Annotated in this window: 13 protein-coding genes and 1 tRNA gene; 6 read left to right on the plus strand and 8 right to left on the minus strand. The window is 41.9% G+C overall.

Annotated elements, in window-relative coordinates; translation table 11 throughout:
- The first annotated feature begins 1 nt into the window (after position 1).
- Complete coding sequence (locus KW844_RS12010) at positions 2–2608, plus strand: DUF4157 domain-containing protein (protein ID WP_218376971.1); 2607 nt, start codon at positions 2–4, stop codon at positions 2606–2608.
- Here the strand turns inward: KW844_RS12010 and KW844_RS12015 are convergent.
- The 3 genes from KW844_RS12015 to KW844_RS12025 all read right to left on the minus strand — a co-directional run bounded on the left by KW844_RS12015 (position 2605) and on the right by KW844_RS12025 (position 5280).
- A complete protein-coding gene (locus KW844_RS12015; RefSeq protein WP_218376972.1) occupies positions 2605–3414 on the minus strand; it encodes a universal stress protein in 810 nt (269 codons plus the stop codon). The two genes, KW844_RS12010 and KW844_RS12015, sit on opposite strands and share 4 nt — an antisense overlap.
- Before the next feature lie 89 nt (positions 3415–3503).
- Positions 3504–4577: a hypothetical protein gene (locus KW844_RS12020; protein ID WP_218376973.1), complete on the minus strand. Its 1074-nt coding sequence runs from the start codon at positions 4575–4577 to the stop codon at positions 3504–3506.
- 91 nt (positions 4578–4668) lie between these two features.
- Complete coding sequence (locus tag KW844_RS12025) at positions 4669–5280, minus strand: TetR/AcrR family transcriptional regulator (protein WP_218376974.1); 612 nt, start codon at positions 5278–5280, stop codon at positions 4669–4671.
- 170 nt (positions 5281–5450) lie between these two features.
- Here KW844_RS12025 and KW844_RS12030 point away from each other — a divergent pair, with 170 nt between their 5' ends.
- The 4 genes from KW844_RS12030 (at position 5451) to KW844_RS12045 (ending at position 8060) form a co-directional block, all read left to right on the plus strand.
- Positions 5451–5855: a carbohydrate-binding protein gene (locus KW844_RS12030; RefSeq protein ID WP_218376975.1), complete on the plus strand. Its 405-nt coding sequence runs from the start codon at positions 5451–5453 to the stop codon at positions 5853–5855.
- 110 nt (positions 5856–5965) lie between these two features.
- Positions 5966–6463, plus strand: coding sequence for a DinB family protein (locus KW844_RS12035; RefSeq protein WP_218376976.1), 498 nt, complete (start codon positions 5966–5968; stop codon positions 6461–6463).
- Between the two features lie 119 nt (positions 6464–6582).
- Positions 6583–6666 (plus strand) — tRNA-Leu (locus KW844_RS12040).
- Between the two features lie 308 nt (positions 6667–6974).
- Positions 6975–8060 (plus strand): site-specific integrase, encoded by a 1086-nt coding sequence (locus tag KW844_RS12045; protein WP_218376977.1) that lies wholly within the window; start codon positions 6975–6977, stop codon positions 8058–8060.
- 267 nt (positions 8061–8327) lie between these two features.
- Here the strand turns inward: KW844_RS12045 and KW844_RS12050 are convergent, their stop codons facing one another.
- On the minus strand, positions 8328–8561 hold the full coding sequence (locus KW844_RS12050) for a helix-turn-helix domain-containing protein (RefSeq protein ID WP_218376978.1): 234 nt from the start codon (positions 8559–8561) through the stop codon (positions 8328–8330).
- A gap of 474 nt (positions 8562–9035) precedes the next feature.
- On the opposite strand from KW844_RS12050, the gene KW844_RS12055 reads away from it, so the two are divergent.
- Entirely contained in the window at positions 9036–9305 is a 270-nt protein-coding gene (locus KW844_RS12055; protein WP_218376979.1) for a hypothetical protein, read from the plus strand.
- Positions 9306–9821: 516 nt separating this feature from the next.
- Here KW844_RS12055 and KW844_RS12060 read toward each other — a convergent pair.
- The 4 genes from KW844_RS12060 to KW844_RS29395 form a co-directional block, all read right to left on the minus strand.
- Positions 9822–12371: a hypothetical protein gene (locus tag KW844_RS12060; RefSeq protein ID WP_218376980.1), complete on the minus strand. Its 2550-nt coding sequence runs from the start codon at positions 12369–12371 to the stop codon at positions 9822–9824.
- A gap of 384 nt (positions 12372–12755) precedes the next feature.
- Complete coding sequence (locus KW844_RS12065; protein WP_218376981.1) at positions 12756–13559, minus strand: hypothetical protein; 804 nt, start codon at positions 13557–13559, stop codon at positions 12756–12758.
- A gap of 581 nt (positions 13560–14140) precedes the next feature.
- Positions 14141–16201, minus strand: a complete 2061-nt coding sequence (locus tag KW844_RS12070; RefSeq protein WP_218376993.1) for an ATP-binding protein — start codon at positions 16199–16201, stop codon at positions 14141–14143.
- A complete protein-coding gene (locus KW844_RS29395; protein ID WP_218376982.1) occupies positions 16146–16460 on the minus strand; it encodes a restriction endonuclease in 315 nt (104 codons plus the stop codon). The genes KW844_RS12070 and KW844_RS29395 overlap by 56 nt, the downstream gene beginning before the upstream one ends.
- Positions 16461–16775: the final 315 nt, after the last annotated feature.

Below are 16775 nucleotides of genomic sequence, written 5' to 3' on the forward strand. Positions count from 1 at the left end.
TATGGCCGAACATACTACGGCTGTGGAAGATACCCAGGTGGTATCCGCAGCGCAGGCTGTTGCAGCTGATTATACCAACGCGGCTGAAATGCAGGCGGAGGGCCCCAAAACAAACTGGCTGCCGGTGCAGTTCAAACTGAGTTTAGGGGCCACCGATGACCCGCAGGAAGCTGAAGCGGATGCTATGGCGGATAAGGTGATGCGTATGCCGGCATCGCCAGCGGCGATTCATGCCAGTCCGTTGGCGGTACAGCGTAAATGTGCAGCATGTGAGCAGGAAGAGGCAGGGGAGGTGCAGCGCAAACCAGCAAGTGGATTGGTTATTCGCAGATGTGCCGCCTGTGACGGTGCTGAAAAAGAAGAGCAGGTGCAACGAAAGGCGGAGGAGGAGGAAGGAGAGGTGCAGCTCAAAGCGGACAAGGACGCTGTGATTCGCCGTTGTGCTGCCTGTGATGCTGGAGAAAAAGAGGAAAAGATACAGCCTAAAGCACTCGCTGCTACCATAAGAAGGAGCAGCAATGGAACCGGTGGCAGCCAGGTGAGTAGTACCGTAAGTGACAGTATATCTGCCACACGCGGCGGTGGTAGTGCGATGTCGTCTGATACCCGGGATTTTATGGAGAGCCGCTTTGGAACCGACTTCTCAGGTGTTCGTATTCATGATGGCGGTTATGCGGCGGACCTGTCCAGTGAGTTGAATGCACAGGCATTTACCATCGGTAATGATATTTATTTTAATGCGGGAAAATATAGTCCGGATACTTCTTCCGGCAAGCACCTGCTGGCGCATGAGTTGACCCATACCCTGCAGCAGGGCGGCGGAAAGAGTATAGAAAGAAAACCAATATCCGATGGCGTTATCCGTCGTGTGGCGCAGTACTATACGCCGCAGGATATCGGAACTTCACGCACGGTGGATTTACCGGTGGAGCGGAGGGGTAATGTGAGTGTAACGCCAAGGGTTACACGACAACTGGCACAATGCGAATGTCGCAGGACCAGTGATTCCCAAAGGACTGGCTGGTTCATGAATCCGGACCTCAATAATTTTGTCATCGCCTTTTCTTATTGTCGCAATGATTTCCGGGCAGATATGTATGCGCAGCTGGAAAGTGAAGCAAATGAATGGTTGAATGGGCGTGGCGAGCCAGAAGGCAGGCTTACGCTTGGTACTGATTTTACTTTTGGCATTGGCAATACTGTCTCCCGGATTACATTATCTGGTATAATGGGCAATAATGGTAGTGGAACTGGTCCTGGTTCTGTACCATCTGGTCATGGTGGCGGTGGGGTAGATCTTGGGTTAAACCTGGGATTAGGTGCTATCCGTGGGCAGGACGTGCGATTGCTGTTAGGTGGTAATTATATGAACTGGCCTAATATCCCTGGTTTGGCAAATCCTCATGAGTGGGGGCTCCGGGGTGGGCTTGGTATTGGTCCGTGGTCACTTTCATTTAGTACAACGCGAATAGGCGATCAGGACCAGGCCTATATGTTCAACTTTGGGTATCGTAGGGAAACGCCTCCGGAGCGGCCACGTTGTGAACGGAGAGCTTGTATTTGTCCGCCTCCGCGCAGGATCTATACCTGTGAAAACCTGGAGCAGGAGGATGATACACCCGCACCGGATCCGGTGGCTTTGCCGGACCAGGAAATACAACATTATTTCGAGTATAATTCTACGAATGAACCTACTACAGAAGCCGATCTGCTATCTGCCAATCAGGCGAATCTGGCGGAGGTGGTGCGACAGGTAGGCGCAGGTTCTACCATTATCGGCATTCGGGGGTATGCATCTCCGGAGGGTGGTGAGCGTAGTGTGAATCAGTCGCTGGCACTGGATCGGGGTGTAGCGTGGCGGAACATGATTCGTGCGCAGGTGCCGGCAGGTACCAGTTTGCCGGTGGATGTGGGCAGGGGTGAGTTACTGGGTTCGGCGCCGGCGCCGGAGGTGGGGGGCCACCTGGTGGACCTGATCCGCTCACATGGTTTTGAGTCTGCCGCGCAGGTAACGCGTCAACTGACAGGTGCGGAGTATACCAGCAGTGATCTTACGAGGGAGTTTCTGGCTTTATTCCGGGAGATAACAGATCGTTCGCAGCGATTGGCGTTATTTGGCCTGGCAGAGGAGTCTCCATTGGCAAACCGTGTCATTGCTGCGGTAGATTTGTATGTAGCGAATAATGGGCGTGGAAACAGACCATGGGATCGCATCTTCCAGATGTTCCGGATGGCGACGGTGAAATTACGTCCACCGTTGCCTGCGAGAGGTCCGGCTACGCCGCATGATTCGGTAACGGTACCAATAACGGGATCTGAGTGTGATACACGACAGGCGTTGGCGGAGCGTAGAAACCTATTTGGTCCGCCTACGCGCGTACGTCGTAGTTCTTCTGATGTGATGGCCGAGTGCGACAGGCTTTCATTGGGAGGGGCACCGATGGCAGGTTGTAATTATTCTACTACCGGTGGAGCCGAAGTGGCCAGAGATCCGGAAGAGGCGTTACCGGCACCTGACATAGCACCGGTTCCAATAGGACCTCAGCCGGCACCGCAGCCGCAGCCACAGGGGCCACCGGCAACGCCGCCATTACAAAGGCAGCCTTAACTGATAACCATCAGTGGTACCTTGGTTTTATAGGCCAGTTGTTTGGTGATGCTTTTATGGAAGAGATCTTGCAGAAAGCCATATTTGCCGGGTAGTGCCAGGAGCAGATCTGCATTGTTGGTGTCAGCGAATGCAAGAATGTCTTTGGCGGTGTCGTGGTGTTTTATGGTGTGGTAGGCGATGTCGCTGATGTGCAGCAGCTTCTGGATATCTTGTTTTGCAGCGTTAAGATGTTGCTCTTCTCCGATATACAGTACATCGAGATGGGCGTTTACTTTGGCAGTGAAATCTTCAATAGCGTTGCTTTGCCGGCTTAGCAGGGGCTGACGGCGGTTATATGCAAACACCACATTTTTCAACGGGCTGTAGGTGGCCGTTTCCGGTACGATGATGATGGGAATATTTATTTTCTCGGTGGCGGCGAGGGTGTTGCTGCCGATGAGTGCTTTTTGAATACCGCTTTTACCGGTAATGCCCATAATGACCAGGTTAATGCTCCGGACGTCGATGATTTCCTGCATCCCTTCTGTGAGGGGGAGTTCATCAGCTTCACAGCTAACCGTGGTGGTAGCAGGTGTGAGGTGGGCGAACTGATCTCTGATTTTAGTTAACTCTTCAAAAATACGTTTGCGGAAGGCGGGTCTGTCTTCCGGCAATATGGGCATGGGTACACCTGAAAGGTGCAGAATGCTATAGGAATGGTAGAGGATTATTTCTGCCTTTACATGCTGAGAGGTAAGCTGGATGGCATATTTCGCAGCATTTACAGAGGTTTCGGAAAAATCTGTAGGGACGAGTATTTTCATAAAATAAGCATGGATTTCAGAAATAGTCAGCGCCTGCAATGTTAAATGCAGGCGCTGCGGGGTCACAACAGATGAAACGATTTGCAGTTCTAATACCTTGTAATCAGGGCTATTCCCTGATAATCATTTAGCAGGCCTTCGTCTACAAAGATAGCTTTTCCGCTCTTTTGAAGTACAGTTTCCACGATAGGCAGCAGTACGTCATAGGAGAGGTCTTTGTTGTCCTGTTCATCCGGATGCAGGGTGATGCTTCCGTCATGGATGGTGCCGGGACGGAAGAAATTGCTTTCAACATACAATGTATCCGCACTACCGTCTACGGCTGCACGATAAATATCGGAGAGGTCGGTGAGCAGGCGTTGCTGGGACTGCGCTACATTAATGGCTTCCCTGGCGTCTTCCTGTTTTTTTGCCTGTAATTCTTTGAGTACAGGGCTTACGATACGTGGGATTTCATGGTCCACGGTATCGTCGTAACCCCCATGGATGGTGCCGGTTACAATGCCTTTGACATCCATTTGTTCCTGGTAGAAGGAGAGCATTTTTACGTCTCCCAGGAGGATTACCGGTAATGGATTTTCGGTATAGTATTTTTTGAAACGTTTGTCGGCCACGTTAAAGAATTCCTTGATCAGGTCATCGGTAACGGAGTCCTGTTGTAGTTTCATTGGATCCGTGGTGAAGTAGGTAGTATTTTCGAAAGGAAAATCCTCATTGTGCACTTCACGGATCAGCGTATCGTTGTCAGCTTCCAGGAGTCTGATTTTATGGCGACTTACTGTGATGGCGTAATAGTGTGTTTCCTGCTGTAATGCTTTCAGCAGTGGTCTGATTTCAAATCGTTTACCAATAATAATTCTATCGGTGGTAGGGACCGGGAGGTTATAAATTCTTCCAAAATTTTCAGAAGCATATATAACGAGGCTATCCAGGTTGTACTGGTGGTTAATGCCTGTTTCTAATTCTTTGATCTTGTCCAGGATGGGCCACACGGTGCGTTTGTCGTACAGGTCCAGCAGTTGTTTTTCAGCCGTGCTGACCAGGTTTTTGAGGTTGATACTATCGCGCTTATTGTCCGGATGGGTACGGTGGGTAGAAACAAGGACGGTGACTGCTGGTTCTCCGCGAAGTTGACTTAATTGTAATACATCTTGTTCTTGCATAGAATTTCGCTTTTGGTGGTTTAACAAAGCTAGTGGTTGTAAAGTTCACCAAAAATGAGCATCATCATGACACCTCTTGATAATTATCATGTCATTCTGGCTGCATGCTGGCAATGCCTTTTGGGGTCAGGTAGGGGTAAAAAAGGCTGCTGATAATGTTCACATAATGCTTGATAGCTTTTTTGCCTTTGAGACCTGTTTTTATTTCATTATGGGCCAGCCAGAAGTCGGCGTAGATATAGATTTGCGGGATGAGGTCTTTCCAGACCTGCTCGGGCAGGTCGTTGCGGAAGATGCCGAGGTCGCGGTATCCTTTGAACATGTGGCTGAATTGTATTTCGCGTTGGGCGTCCATGTTGTTGTAGCGGGTTTTGATTTCCGGTACTTTCTGGATGACGGCGACGAAATGGAGGAAAATGAAGCGGTAGTGGTAGGTGATATCGAAAAAAATTTCGGCGTTGTGGAGGAAGTGGCGGAAGCTGGGGGTGGTGATGTTTTCGGCTTGTGCCATCGCTTCATCCATGGCGCTGGCGAGTTGGTTAAAGAGCGCGAGAATAATTTCCTCTGTGTTTTTGTAGTGGTATTGGAGGTTGCCGTGACTGATGTTTATTTCTTTGGCGACGTGGCGGATAGTGATCGCGTCGGTGCCTTGTTCGTTATATAATTTCAGTGCTGCGGCAAGTATTTTCTCCTTTGTGGTCATGTCTGCATTTGATTAGGGCAAATGTACTATTTTTTAAACAAGCTAAATTGTATGTTATTATTTTGATATATTTATGCATAATTCCTTAATTTTATGCTGTTTATTCATTAGTTTCACTCTTAACAGAAGTTTAGTAACGGAGTGGCTGAGCGATTATATCCTATGTCTTTATGAGATTTATCCTGTTTATGTTTTTTGCTTTAAAGGCGTTGACTGTTTGTGGCCAGGCGGTCCCGGCGGCGTCTTCTGCGAAAAAGTATGAAACGGAGTTTAAGATGAACAACGGGAGTTATTTGGGTTTTCCCCAGGTAAATTTAAGTTTGGGAGAGATAGGATTTCAGGTGGAGGTAAATAAAACGTCCAAGGACAAGGGCACTAAGCTGGAGTTCCGGATTGACAAGCCTAAGGGCAAATTAATAGGGACATTGGAGGTGCCATTCACGGGTGATACGACCTATGCGTTGAAATTGGTAGGTAATTTAAGGCATGCGGAAGGCGTGCATGATCTTTTCATAGTAGCCAAGGGTGGCTCTTCTTTTAGTATTGTTGCTTTCTCTTTTATTTGGAATTATTAGGTTTCCGAAAATTTTTTTAGAATTTATTTTTTGCTGCTGACATACTGTTGTCACAAACCCCTGGCAATTTTGTGTTGTTATCATTACAAACCGATTAAAACCTTAAGATTATGTCTACAGCAACTATGAACGCAACCCGTCCGATCATTACCCCTGAGGAGTTATTAAAGTACTGGCAAGGTCATCGTGGGTTAACCCGTCGTGTGATAGAGGCGTTCCCTGAGAAAGAATTATTTGAGTTTTCAATAGGTGGCATGCGTCCGTTCAGTGCATTGGCGCTGGAAGTAGGAGGCATTGGCACTGGTGTGGATGGTTTGGCTTACGGCAAGTGGTCTACCTGGGAGGAGCTGGAAGCTTCACAAAAAGATGTTACCACCAAAGAAAAGCTGCTGGCATATTGGGATGCCGTAACAGACAAAATCAACAAGGAATGGCCGGCATTAACGGTGGAGCGTTTCAATGAAGTGGAGAATTCCTGGGGCTTCTACGAGGGTCCGGTTCGTTCCATCCTGTTCTACTTTATTGACAACGAAATTCATCATCGCGGGCAGGGCTATGTATACCTGCGTGCGTTGGGAATCGAGCCGCCTCATTTCTGGGAACACTAATCACTAACTGCTCAATATCAGCCACTATGACCATGGTGGCTGATATTTTATTTTAAGAAAGATTTGGTGGTTTGAAATGAATGTGTATCTTTGCAACCCTGAAACACAATATCAGAGTTGCCCAGATGGCGAAATTGGTAGACGCACTGTGTTCAGGTCGCAGCGCTCGCAAGGGTGTGCTGGTTCGAATCCAGTTCTGGGCACAAGAAAGGTTGTAAGTATTTGGCTTACAACCTTTCTTATTTGTGTCAATGTCGTTTTTTGTCCGGTTTCTTCCACTATCGTCCACTTTTCACGACACAAAATTGACACACGACATGACACACGTTCTTTCGCTCCAAAATCACTGTCTGCTTACATATTGGCAGTCTGTCAACACGGCACTTGTGTTACAAAAAATTTCTTTCCTCCACTTTCTTCCCATTTCGTTCGCTTTTGAAAATGGGCTGCAATCTTTGCTGGTACGGCATGCTATTGGTGCCAATGGTTGTACTTTCAAAATCATTGGTGTATGAATTTCCTGAAGCGCAAGAACACTAAAGGGGATAAAACGTATTACTATTACGACTTTGGCCGCGCTAAGGGGCAACGTCCGGCCACTGGTATTTTCGTGTATACGAAGCCGAAAGACCAGACACAGAAGAACCATAACAAACAGGCATTGGCTTTATTGGAAGTCAAAAAGAGTCAGGCTATTATTGAGCAACAGTCAATCGGCACGGTGTTTATACCTGCGCATAAGTTCAAAGAGAACTTTCTCGATTATTATGAAGAATATGTAAACAACAATCGGCGTGACGGAAATAGACATTTGGAAAGCAGTCTAAAACAGTTCCGGTTATTTCTAGGAAACTCTTTTATCTCGCCAGGTGATATAACAGAAAACACCTGTAAGGCTTTTCGTAGATTCTTACTAAATAAATATACCGGAGAAACGCCCTCCGATTATTACACCCGGTTTAAATGGGTGTTGGCGGCTGCTACAGCCGATGGCTATTTCCGAATAAACCCAACTGAAAAAGTAGCGGCTAAATCGAACCCCAGTATCAGACTAAAAGAACACCTGGAAGTCCCGGAGTATCTGGAACTGCTTAATACACCATGCACCAACGAAGAAGTGAAAGATGCCTTTATCTTTTGCTGCTATACCGGCTTGCGTTGGGTGGATGTAAAGCGGCTACAGATACACCAAATCAATGGAGGTAGTTTAACCACGCGCATTATTCAGGCTAAAACTGGGCTGCCTGTTACATTAACCTTGCACCCCATTGCGCGTATGATATTGGAGAAACGTAGGTATTCACAAACGGGCCTGCTGTTTCGTTTACCCACAGCGGATGGGGCTAATAAAGTACTGGAAAGATGGATCAGCGCGACAGGTATAGGCAAATACATTACATGGTCTTGCGCACGACTGAGCTTTGCGATACTGTTGAAAGATAAACTGGTGGATGATCCGACGATTGCTTATTTGATGGGGCATAGCACCACAAAACAGGTGCAGAAAACATATAAAAGACATAGGCCAGCAAACCAGCAAAACACAATTGAGCAATTGCCCACACCGGAGTTGTTGCCCTATTTTTTGATACTGTGAGCGCACCCCCGCCCTTCATTTCCCGTAGCGACCAGCAATTCACTGTGGAGGCCGCAGTAACGTGTTTGGAAAAAAATACTACCCTGGGCTAATGCTGGGCGTAGTAGTGTAGTGGATCAAAAAGTTGAAAAGTCCGGCAATGAAGTAATGAAGAGGGTGGAGATTTTTTTCCAGTACACCCGGAGGGCAAGCCGGCGCGCAGCAGAGGTGCAGCGTTACGTAGGCTCGCAACAGTGAATTATTTTTGTGGAGGGGAGAATGAAGATACTACAGGTGTTCTTCCACTTTCTTGTAAAAGGTAGATACAGTCAAACCAAAATATTTGCACAGCGCGGAAATCGTGCTAACAGTAGGGTTAGCCTTTGCCGTTTCAATTCTGCCTACATGGATATTGGTGTCGTTATAAACCTCTTCCTGGCTAACCTCCTTAGCCTCTCTTAAATCCTTCAGGACAGCAGCGATACCTTTTAGCAGCTTGTTATCTCTTATTTGTGTTGCCATCTATACAAGATGGGGATAAATAAATTTTTGATTAATGACGAATATGTCATTATTTTATTTAAATTCGTATTATGCAACAAAAATTATTCATTTACCTAAAAAGCATTGCTTATGGTGATATGATTTGAGTATTATTAATATTTTTGCGATCCTTCAATAAAGATATTTTGAAGCATTTCGCTTTTTGCCTTGCTATAGAAACGTAGGAAATTTCAGAACACAGGGTGATAAGTGTAAAGGCTCATGCCGAAAAGGCGTGGGCCAACTTATCTGTGTTCGGGCTTCCTACGGCCTCTATAGCGGAGAGTTGGTTCTGCGCCTTTTCTGTTTTTTATACCCCAATTCTCCACTTTCCACTTGCTTTCTGTTTTAAAAAAATCTGCTTATTAAAGCGGCTGGCACACCCATGCCGTAATAATTCTCTCAAAATTATTTGTGTACATATTGAATAACATCACTTAAAAATTATCGTATATGAGAAGGAGTAAGTATAAAAATTGCCTTGATCAGTATCACTGTCTATTTACAGATACACCCATTTTGTTTCGTGATCGCGTAGCTAAAGAATGCGGTTGGAGCATTCCCACCTACTACAGGAAAATGCGGTTGCGGGACAAACTAAATGCAGACGGACAAGTCGATCCTGCATTAAGTAATGCTGAAAAAGATATGATAAAACGGGTTGCCAAGGAAATGAAGGGGTGGTTTGGGGGGCGGCTGGATAGGATTGCCGGTAAGGAATAGTTTTTTTTATTTCATAAAATGGCCCTTATGCAGGGCCATTTTTTATAAACTTCTGTTCATGCGTTGTTCGCTTCAATGCAAATTTTATTATGGGTCCAGGTTTGCAAAGGGGACGATTGGAGGCTCGTAACCTATTACCAAAAGTCTAAACACTTTCGGTATTTGAATGGTAAATCTGCCTTATATTCCAGTATCAGCCACTCCAAAAAAATCAGTTGACTAGGTAATTGGTTAAGTAAATTATTGCTGCTCTAGATGATGATCTTGATAAGATTCATCTGCTAAAAAAGCACTAAAATTCGCCAATACGGGTACAATTCCGGCTTAAGAATTTTATTTATTCCAGACATCAAGCCGCGAGTTCCGAGCGGCTTTTTCAAACAAAGCTGCCGACTTCGGAGGCAGCTTTCAAGTTCATTGTGTAACAATGATACAACTTGCTGGCTGCGGATAAAGGCAGCCGGAAATGTAAATAACAGGGATTTCTTTCTTGTTACTGCTTATTTAATACCTTTATTAATTGATTGTTATTATGACTACATTAGTCGGGTCAAGTACTTTGAAATTCATAGTTTCGTCTATCTCAAGGATTACACCCGTTTTAGCCTTTTGTACCTGCTTAGGGTCATTCGGGTCACCAGGGGGAGTGGATTTAAGAAGAGTTTGGTCGACATTAGTATCATTGATTTCTATTACGTCGACCTGCAATTTACCATCCATCCATGCATCACTTGTCCTCTGTTGTAATACGACCGAACCAGGTAATTTTAACCCTATTATTTCATTAGGATTAGCCCTGCGCCTGAGCGGAATTAACTCCAGCCTGTCCTTAAATACCCCTGATGTAACCTTGCCAATTTGATCATCCTTGGAAGCAAAATGGCCTGACTCCGTCAATGAACGGAGATGTTGTTGATAGAGCAACCATGGGCAGACTACATGAGTGATAAAAGGAAAATTCTCGATGATAAAATCCAGCCCCAATATCATTGTATGAAATTGTGATTTTTGAATTTCCGCATTTTGCTTAACCGCCCGCCAGAAAAGTTCGATTACTTGGTCATTGGTTCGGTGTCCAAAACTGAAATCGCCTACAAAATGTTGACGCTGGTTTTCGATGAAATAACTCCTGCCTCCCTTTAAATTTATGCGATGCATACCTACGTAGTATAGCTTATCTTCCTTATCAGGATTCAATACTGTCGCTCCGGTAGATTCAAATAGCCGGCTGATGTCGCGACCTTCTTCCCACTGCTGGTATATCATTTCTCTGAATGCCGTTATTCGATCTTGAGATAATGGTGTTTGGATCAGATCTATTTCCCTATAATGATCGGCGCCAGCTTTTATATTATCTAGAAACTGATTTACGAACTCAAGTTTCACACCTACTTCGGTTGTATCAGCAACACGTAATAAATATACTAAATGATCATTATTCTCATAACGGGTGATTGTGGTTTTTATGTTGCGTACAAAAGACTCAGCAGCTTCGATGTCGGCTTGCGATAGGTTGATATCTTCCAGGATTAAACTGGAAAAGAGAGCCAATAATCCGATTGCCAAAATTACTTCGCTATTTTCCATAAAATATGCCTTGCCATCTTGCACCAACTGGTCACTACGTACCCAATCGTGGATTGGCATTCTAGGATATGAGTCAGATTGCTCAAACATTTTAATTGCCATCAGTACTATCTTTGACGGCTGTTTCCGAATTAAATGTATCAACAGTGATTCAAAAATAGGTTTTTTCTCCGACCAAGGTACTTGACCTTCTGCAATAGAATAACACAAATAACAGAATGAATAAAAAGGCATTTCATAGAAATAATTTGCCAACAAATGGGCATGTGCGAGCCAATCTAGCTCCTGTTTTTCTTTTGCTATTAACTCTAAATTTGGATCTTCCATCTCATCATAATCATCATCTGCTCCTAAGAATTGTTTGCCACTTTTTAAATCGATCAGTGTCTGATTGAGCAAATCGAACTCATTTTCCCTCACAAATTGATGCAGCAGTTCCTGAAATGTCTCCGCCACATCGTAATACAAGATAATTTCCTTAGTAATTGGGCTACCGCCATTCTTGCTTAATGAAAAGAAGCCGAACACTGCATATTCCTTGATTCTTATCAATACGCCATCTTGCAAAATTAGTCTTACGTTATGGTCTTTTGTGCTTAAATATTGAGCGAACACATTTATTGGTAGCTGGTTGGCAAACCATAATTTATTCCGGTCATTTGGATCTAAGCAGGTGTTGTATAGTTTATACCATTCTTCGTACATTGCTCGAACCATTCTTTTTTCCCTCGTCAGGATGCCAAGGGTGAACCATTGGGAAAAAGCGTTAGCATATTCACTTAGAAAAATGGAATTGTGATTAAGTGTAATGGCGGAACGAAAATGTTCCATCATTGTATAGAGAGTTCTAATTTTCCTTTCTGACAACTGATGTTCAACCTCAACCGTAAGTTCAAGATAATTCTCTTCTAGCCGTTCTCTTTCTGAAGGTGAGAGACTGGATTTTTTCTCCTTACGCAAAAGGAACATGTTTTGATTCAGGTAAAGCCGCAAGATATTTTCAAAATTAATAAACTGTAAAGTCCGATAGAATACCACGCACATGCCTATTACAAAGGCGAAAAAAAGATACGTCTCAACCACAGCTATGCGAGCATAGGAGAAGGTTGCCAAAATATCTTCGGAGTGTCGCAGCAGCAGCAAGAAACTTGAAAGTCCTATATTTATTGCCCCATAATAGAATAATGGAATAAAGTAGGTATTTTCAATTACTATTTGGATAATAGTCAGTCTTTTATAGGAGATTTGAATAATTGTAAAGATGATGGCCAGTATAGCTAGTCCAATGCCCATTAAGCTACCAAAATTAGATAAATTCTGAGTGATTAAATCATAGGCTTTCTCTCTGTCTATTGTTAATACGGCCAAGAAACTAATTGGTAGAAATCCAAATCCGAAGCAGACGGCAACAACCAATATCATCAAGGCCCAGCTTTGTTTACTTTTTAGGTTAAGGAATCCAACTAAACTCATTTTCATAGTAAGGAAATCATTGAATTAGATCCAATTTAAACTTTTTGCGACAAAATAATAAAGATTGTAGAATGAGTTCAAAGCAACTTCATGGCCATTCCTAATTAAGCGACGACTAAATAGTCCAGCTTTTCAATAGTAGAATAGGTTTTGATTTTTAAATTAGCGATTCTTTTATTAAGATTTTGCCGTAATATTTGGTACTTCCGCATGACATGGGAGAATGAACCAGAGATAAGCAAATAAGAACGACTTTTGCATTGACATTCCGTTGATGCAACATGTTTGTAATTAACTGACAATTAATCACTTGCGGGTTTTGTTCTAGGTACTAAAAAGGCAGGATATGTTTCCCACCTTTTTCTTGTTATATCGTATTAATGAGATAGTTTATTGCCTGGGTCTAAAGATAATTTGGTACAGCAGATCCATTTGAAGCCGCTGGCCAACAGTTTCATAATATTCGTTCTGGATAGTATGTAGATATATTTCTTGTGTTACCCCTCCTTTAAGTAATTCCACTTTTACATTATCCTTTACATATGTAATATCCCCATTCATGTATTCTTGTTTCCTGAACTCAAGATGGTCAAGTATTGTACCAGTCGCCCTATAACCAGCGATATTTGTTAATAATGTATTTGGTCCCGGATCTATATTAAAGGTGCCTAAACCACGCAATGTTACGCGGTTACCGTGCTTCCCATCAATTATTGCAGGGTAACCATGATAGTCCACCAGATTACCATTTTGTAACTCATCAATTGTCAGTAGCATTGAATGCTCGTTATTTACTTCGTAATCTAAAGGCCAGGATCTATTTTTAAGAATGTTTTGAAATTGATGCACATACTGAAAGCCCGGTCCTTCCTGTAGCAGTTCTTCCGGATTTTTAATGAATAGCTGAAATTTTTTAGTGTCACCATCTTGCTGAAGTTTCAAATAGTAACCATCATTATTAACTAACCAGCCGTTACGAAGTGTAAACCCGAATCTTTTAAGCCAACCATTATCAAAAGCTAAGGGCATCAGCTCTGCTGTTTTATATTCCTTAAAATCACTTCCACCAATTGGGTTGATCATGACCGTATTGCTCTGTAAATCAATGGAGTGTACGCGGCAAATCGGCATTGAATCGACAGCATTGGCGTGTGTTACGTAATTACCTGCGCTGAGTTCTGTTATTTCAATCATAGAAATTATAAAGCTTATAAGGTGAAAAGAAACGCAAAGGTAAGCTCAATGTCTATTCTTTTGTTGGTTGTAATTGTTATTCATTTGTTAGGCATTTGTTATTAATATATCCTTTCCGTAACAGTAAAAACAATAAGTAAAATGCAACCAAACCTATTGAATGACCTTCAGGTATTGTTAGCTTCAACCTCTACTTTTGTTAAGGGATAGTGTATGTGAAGAATGCGATTGGAGCCGTTAAACCTACTACAAAAAGTCTAAACCTTTGAACGACCTGAAAGATAAATCGGTGCTTACACCCGGCGTCACAAATTCTGAAAAGGAGATGATAAAACGGATGGTTAGAGAAATGAGGGACGCTATTAGCCGCGACCTTGACAAGATTTTGCAATACTGATCCTGTAATACATAACCGAAAACTTCGAATTCTGAGAGGCTTTTCCACTAAATCGGCAGACCCCGTAGGGCGCTTTCAAGTTCTTGTGTAAATAGTGATACAACTTGCTGGTTGCGAGGAAAGCAACCGCCTTACCTGATATATTACAATAAATTATAAATCAACATTGTGATTCTGGAATCACTTAATCTAAAGAGTTCAATAATTGCAAAAATCTCTCTTTAATTAAATAATCCTCCGAATATCTTCGACTCAAATTTGATTTGACACTGTCAACTTCCTCAGGCTTTTCACTCTGCAACTCTTTAGGTATGGGAAAATCAAGAAGTTCATTTACCATATGCTGCAAGTTTGGAGAGATACTCAAGTTGTAATAATTAATGATCCATTCTAGATAATACGAATCACTACGAAATATCATTCTTTTTATTTTGGATGATAAGGCTATTGACTCTTCAACTTTTACTTTGATTAAATCACTTCTATTTGAAATCTTCAAAGCATCCTCAGAGAATAATTTTGTCAACCTAGAAAAATATACCCAGGAGTTAATAGTCGATATTGAATTTAAAACTTTATCTAGAACTGCATAACCATCAATTGAAAAAATGGCGTATTGATGTAGCTCCACAATTAAGTAAGTAAAGTCGCCAATTTCAGAGTCTTGCAGAACATGATTAACCATAATTCTGTCAAGTTCGGTGGAGATAAACGGAATATAATTGGAAGGAGGGTTTCTTAATAGAAACTTTTTAATTACATATGTAAGTTTAGTATATGGATTCGTTTTGTAGTATTCATAAATTCTCTCTTCACTAGATAAGGAGTAGCAGTTAATTTCGTAATCAACTAAGTTGTCGTACTTTTTGAGAATTAGGTCTCTAATCATGGAGATTTCTGAAGGAATTAATGTAATCTTAGGCACAACTTTAATTTCCGTATAATTTTCATCCTCTAAATCATCTTTCATTAAATCTACTAGATGGTTAATAGAATTTGTTGATTCAAGAATATCTAGCAAAAGTTGCCTGTTTATTGGCTCCATTAAAAAATTTATTAGAAAGTCTTGAACAGAGGGATTTTGAAAATCTATAATAAGATTCCCACCATTGTCTTCTTTTATTTTAATAAATGTGTCTTGCAATTCCTTAATAGACGCTGAATAATCAAATACATTAAATACTAGCTGATATCTGTTCCCTTTACATTCAATAAAACTTAGAAGTAGTTTTTCATAATCTTTAAGATAGATCTCTGTATCCAGCAGTGCAAGTAATGAAAGGCCGATCCTTGAAATGTTTGAAATTTGCTTGCTGTATGGAATTCTCCATACTAAACTAGGATCCTCTAGGCCATCCATTAATCTCTGGTTGAAGGACTTCGAATCCAAAGTCATAATGTCATTTTGATTTAAGAAGTATTCGAAAAATCTGGGGTTAAAATTTTGATGTTTAATGATATACATATAATAATCATTAAATAATAACCCTTCCACCAATGGCTTAGGAAACTTTCTAAAATACAGATGGTTGCAGATAATTTCAGTTATCTTCATATGTCCTAACTCACTCAGTTTTAATTCAATTTTACTAGATAATAAAACAGGGTTATTAATACATTCAGATATATCTTTGGCCTGGTTAAAAATATAATCTCTACATGTAAGAATTAGTAGATTATTTTCGTTAGACTGAAAAAAAGTTAATAATTTCAGCAACTGTGTGTCCTCATTTTTTTGAAATGGGTATTTCAAAACATTAGAACCTAAGAAATCATCGAAAAGAAAAACATTTTTTTCTCCTGGTATAATGAGGCGCAGAATTTCATTGATGGAGTAGTTTACTGAATATAAATTATAACCTGATTTCACGAATTGCCATGCAAGCATCCGCCCCAACGTTGTCTTACCAACACCAGGGTCTCCTGAGATAATCAGATACCTATGCCTTGACAAAAAAGACAAGGCTCTATTAAAAGTATCATCATAAACATAATATTGGGATTCGTTTTGTATTACCCCTACTTCAATATTGCTAAAATTGATCAAGTCGTTATTTATAATATTTTGCAGAACATTAGCACTCGACAACCAAAGTTTGAAATGGTTTTTTTCTACATAAGGATTCTTCCTTATGAGAGCGTTTAGCACATTTCTGGTAATTACATCATTTGTGGATATTATAAATGGTTCAAAAATTTTTCGTATTTGATTGACCTGTCCTACGGAAAGATCTAGATTTGTCACAATAATATCTATCGGGATTGAGTCTTTTTACTTTCTCTTTTTCAAATTGGAGTGCATAAAGTAGATTTGACCATTTTTGATAGCGTTTGCACTGTACTATAACATTTCGTCCATCTCTGTCGTTAAAGCGCAAGTCAATCCCAAAATCTTTCCCCTCAGAAAATCCTTCAATTACACATTTAAATTCCTCTTGCAAAAGATCTTGGACTAATATTTCAAATTCCCTTGGGGACAAATTTTGGAAATCATAAAGATTCATTGTAATATATTGAACTGTTAATCAATAAATTTACTGATTTCCTAAGAAATTGTTATCTTACAATCTTGGATAAAATTCCGACACTTCATTGACACAAATACCTCACAACTAATTCACCCATAACTAGATAAGAATCCAGTTCTGGGCACTAGAAAACGCCTGTAAGCAAAAGCTTACAGGCGTTTTTGTGTGTGCGCCAGGCATGGCGATCTGCTATAGGGTGCAAGTCCCGAACCCACTTTGTAGTAGGAAGGGTTAGCCAATAGCAAGGGTGTCGCGGGCGACTGCGAATCTGAAGGAAGCTGGCGGCAAATA

The sequence above is a fragment of the Chitinophaga sp. sic0106 genome (assembly GCF_019219075.1).
Classification (GTDB): domain Bacteria; phylum Bacteroidota; class Bacteroidia; order Chitinophagales; family Chitinophagaceae; genus Chitinophaga.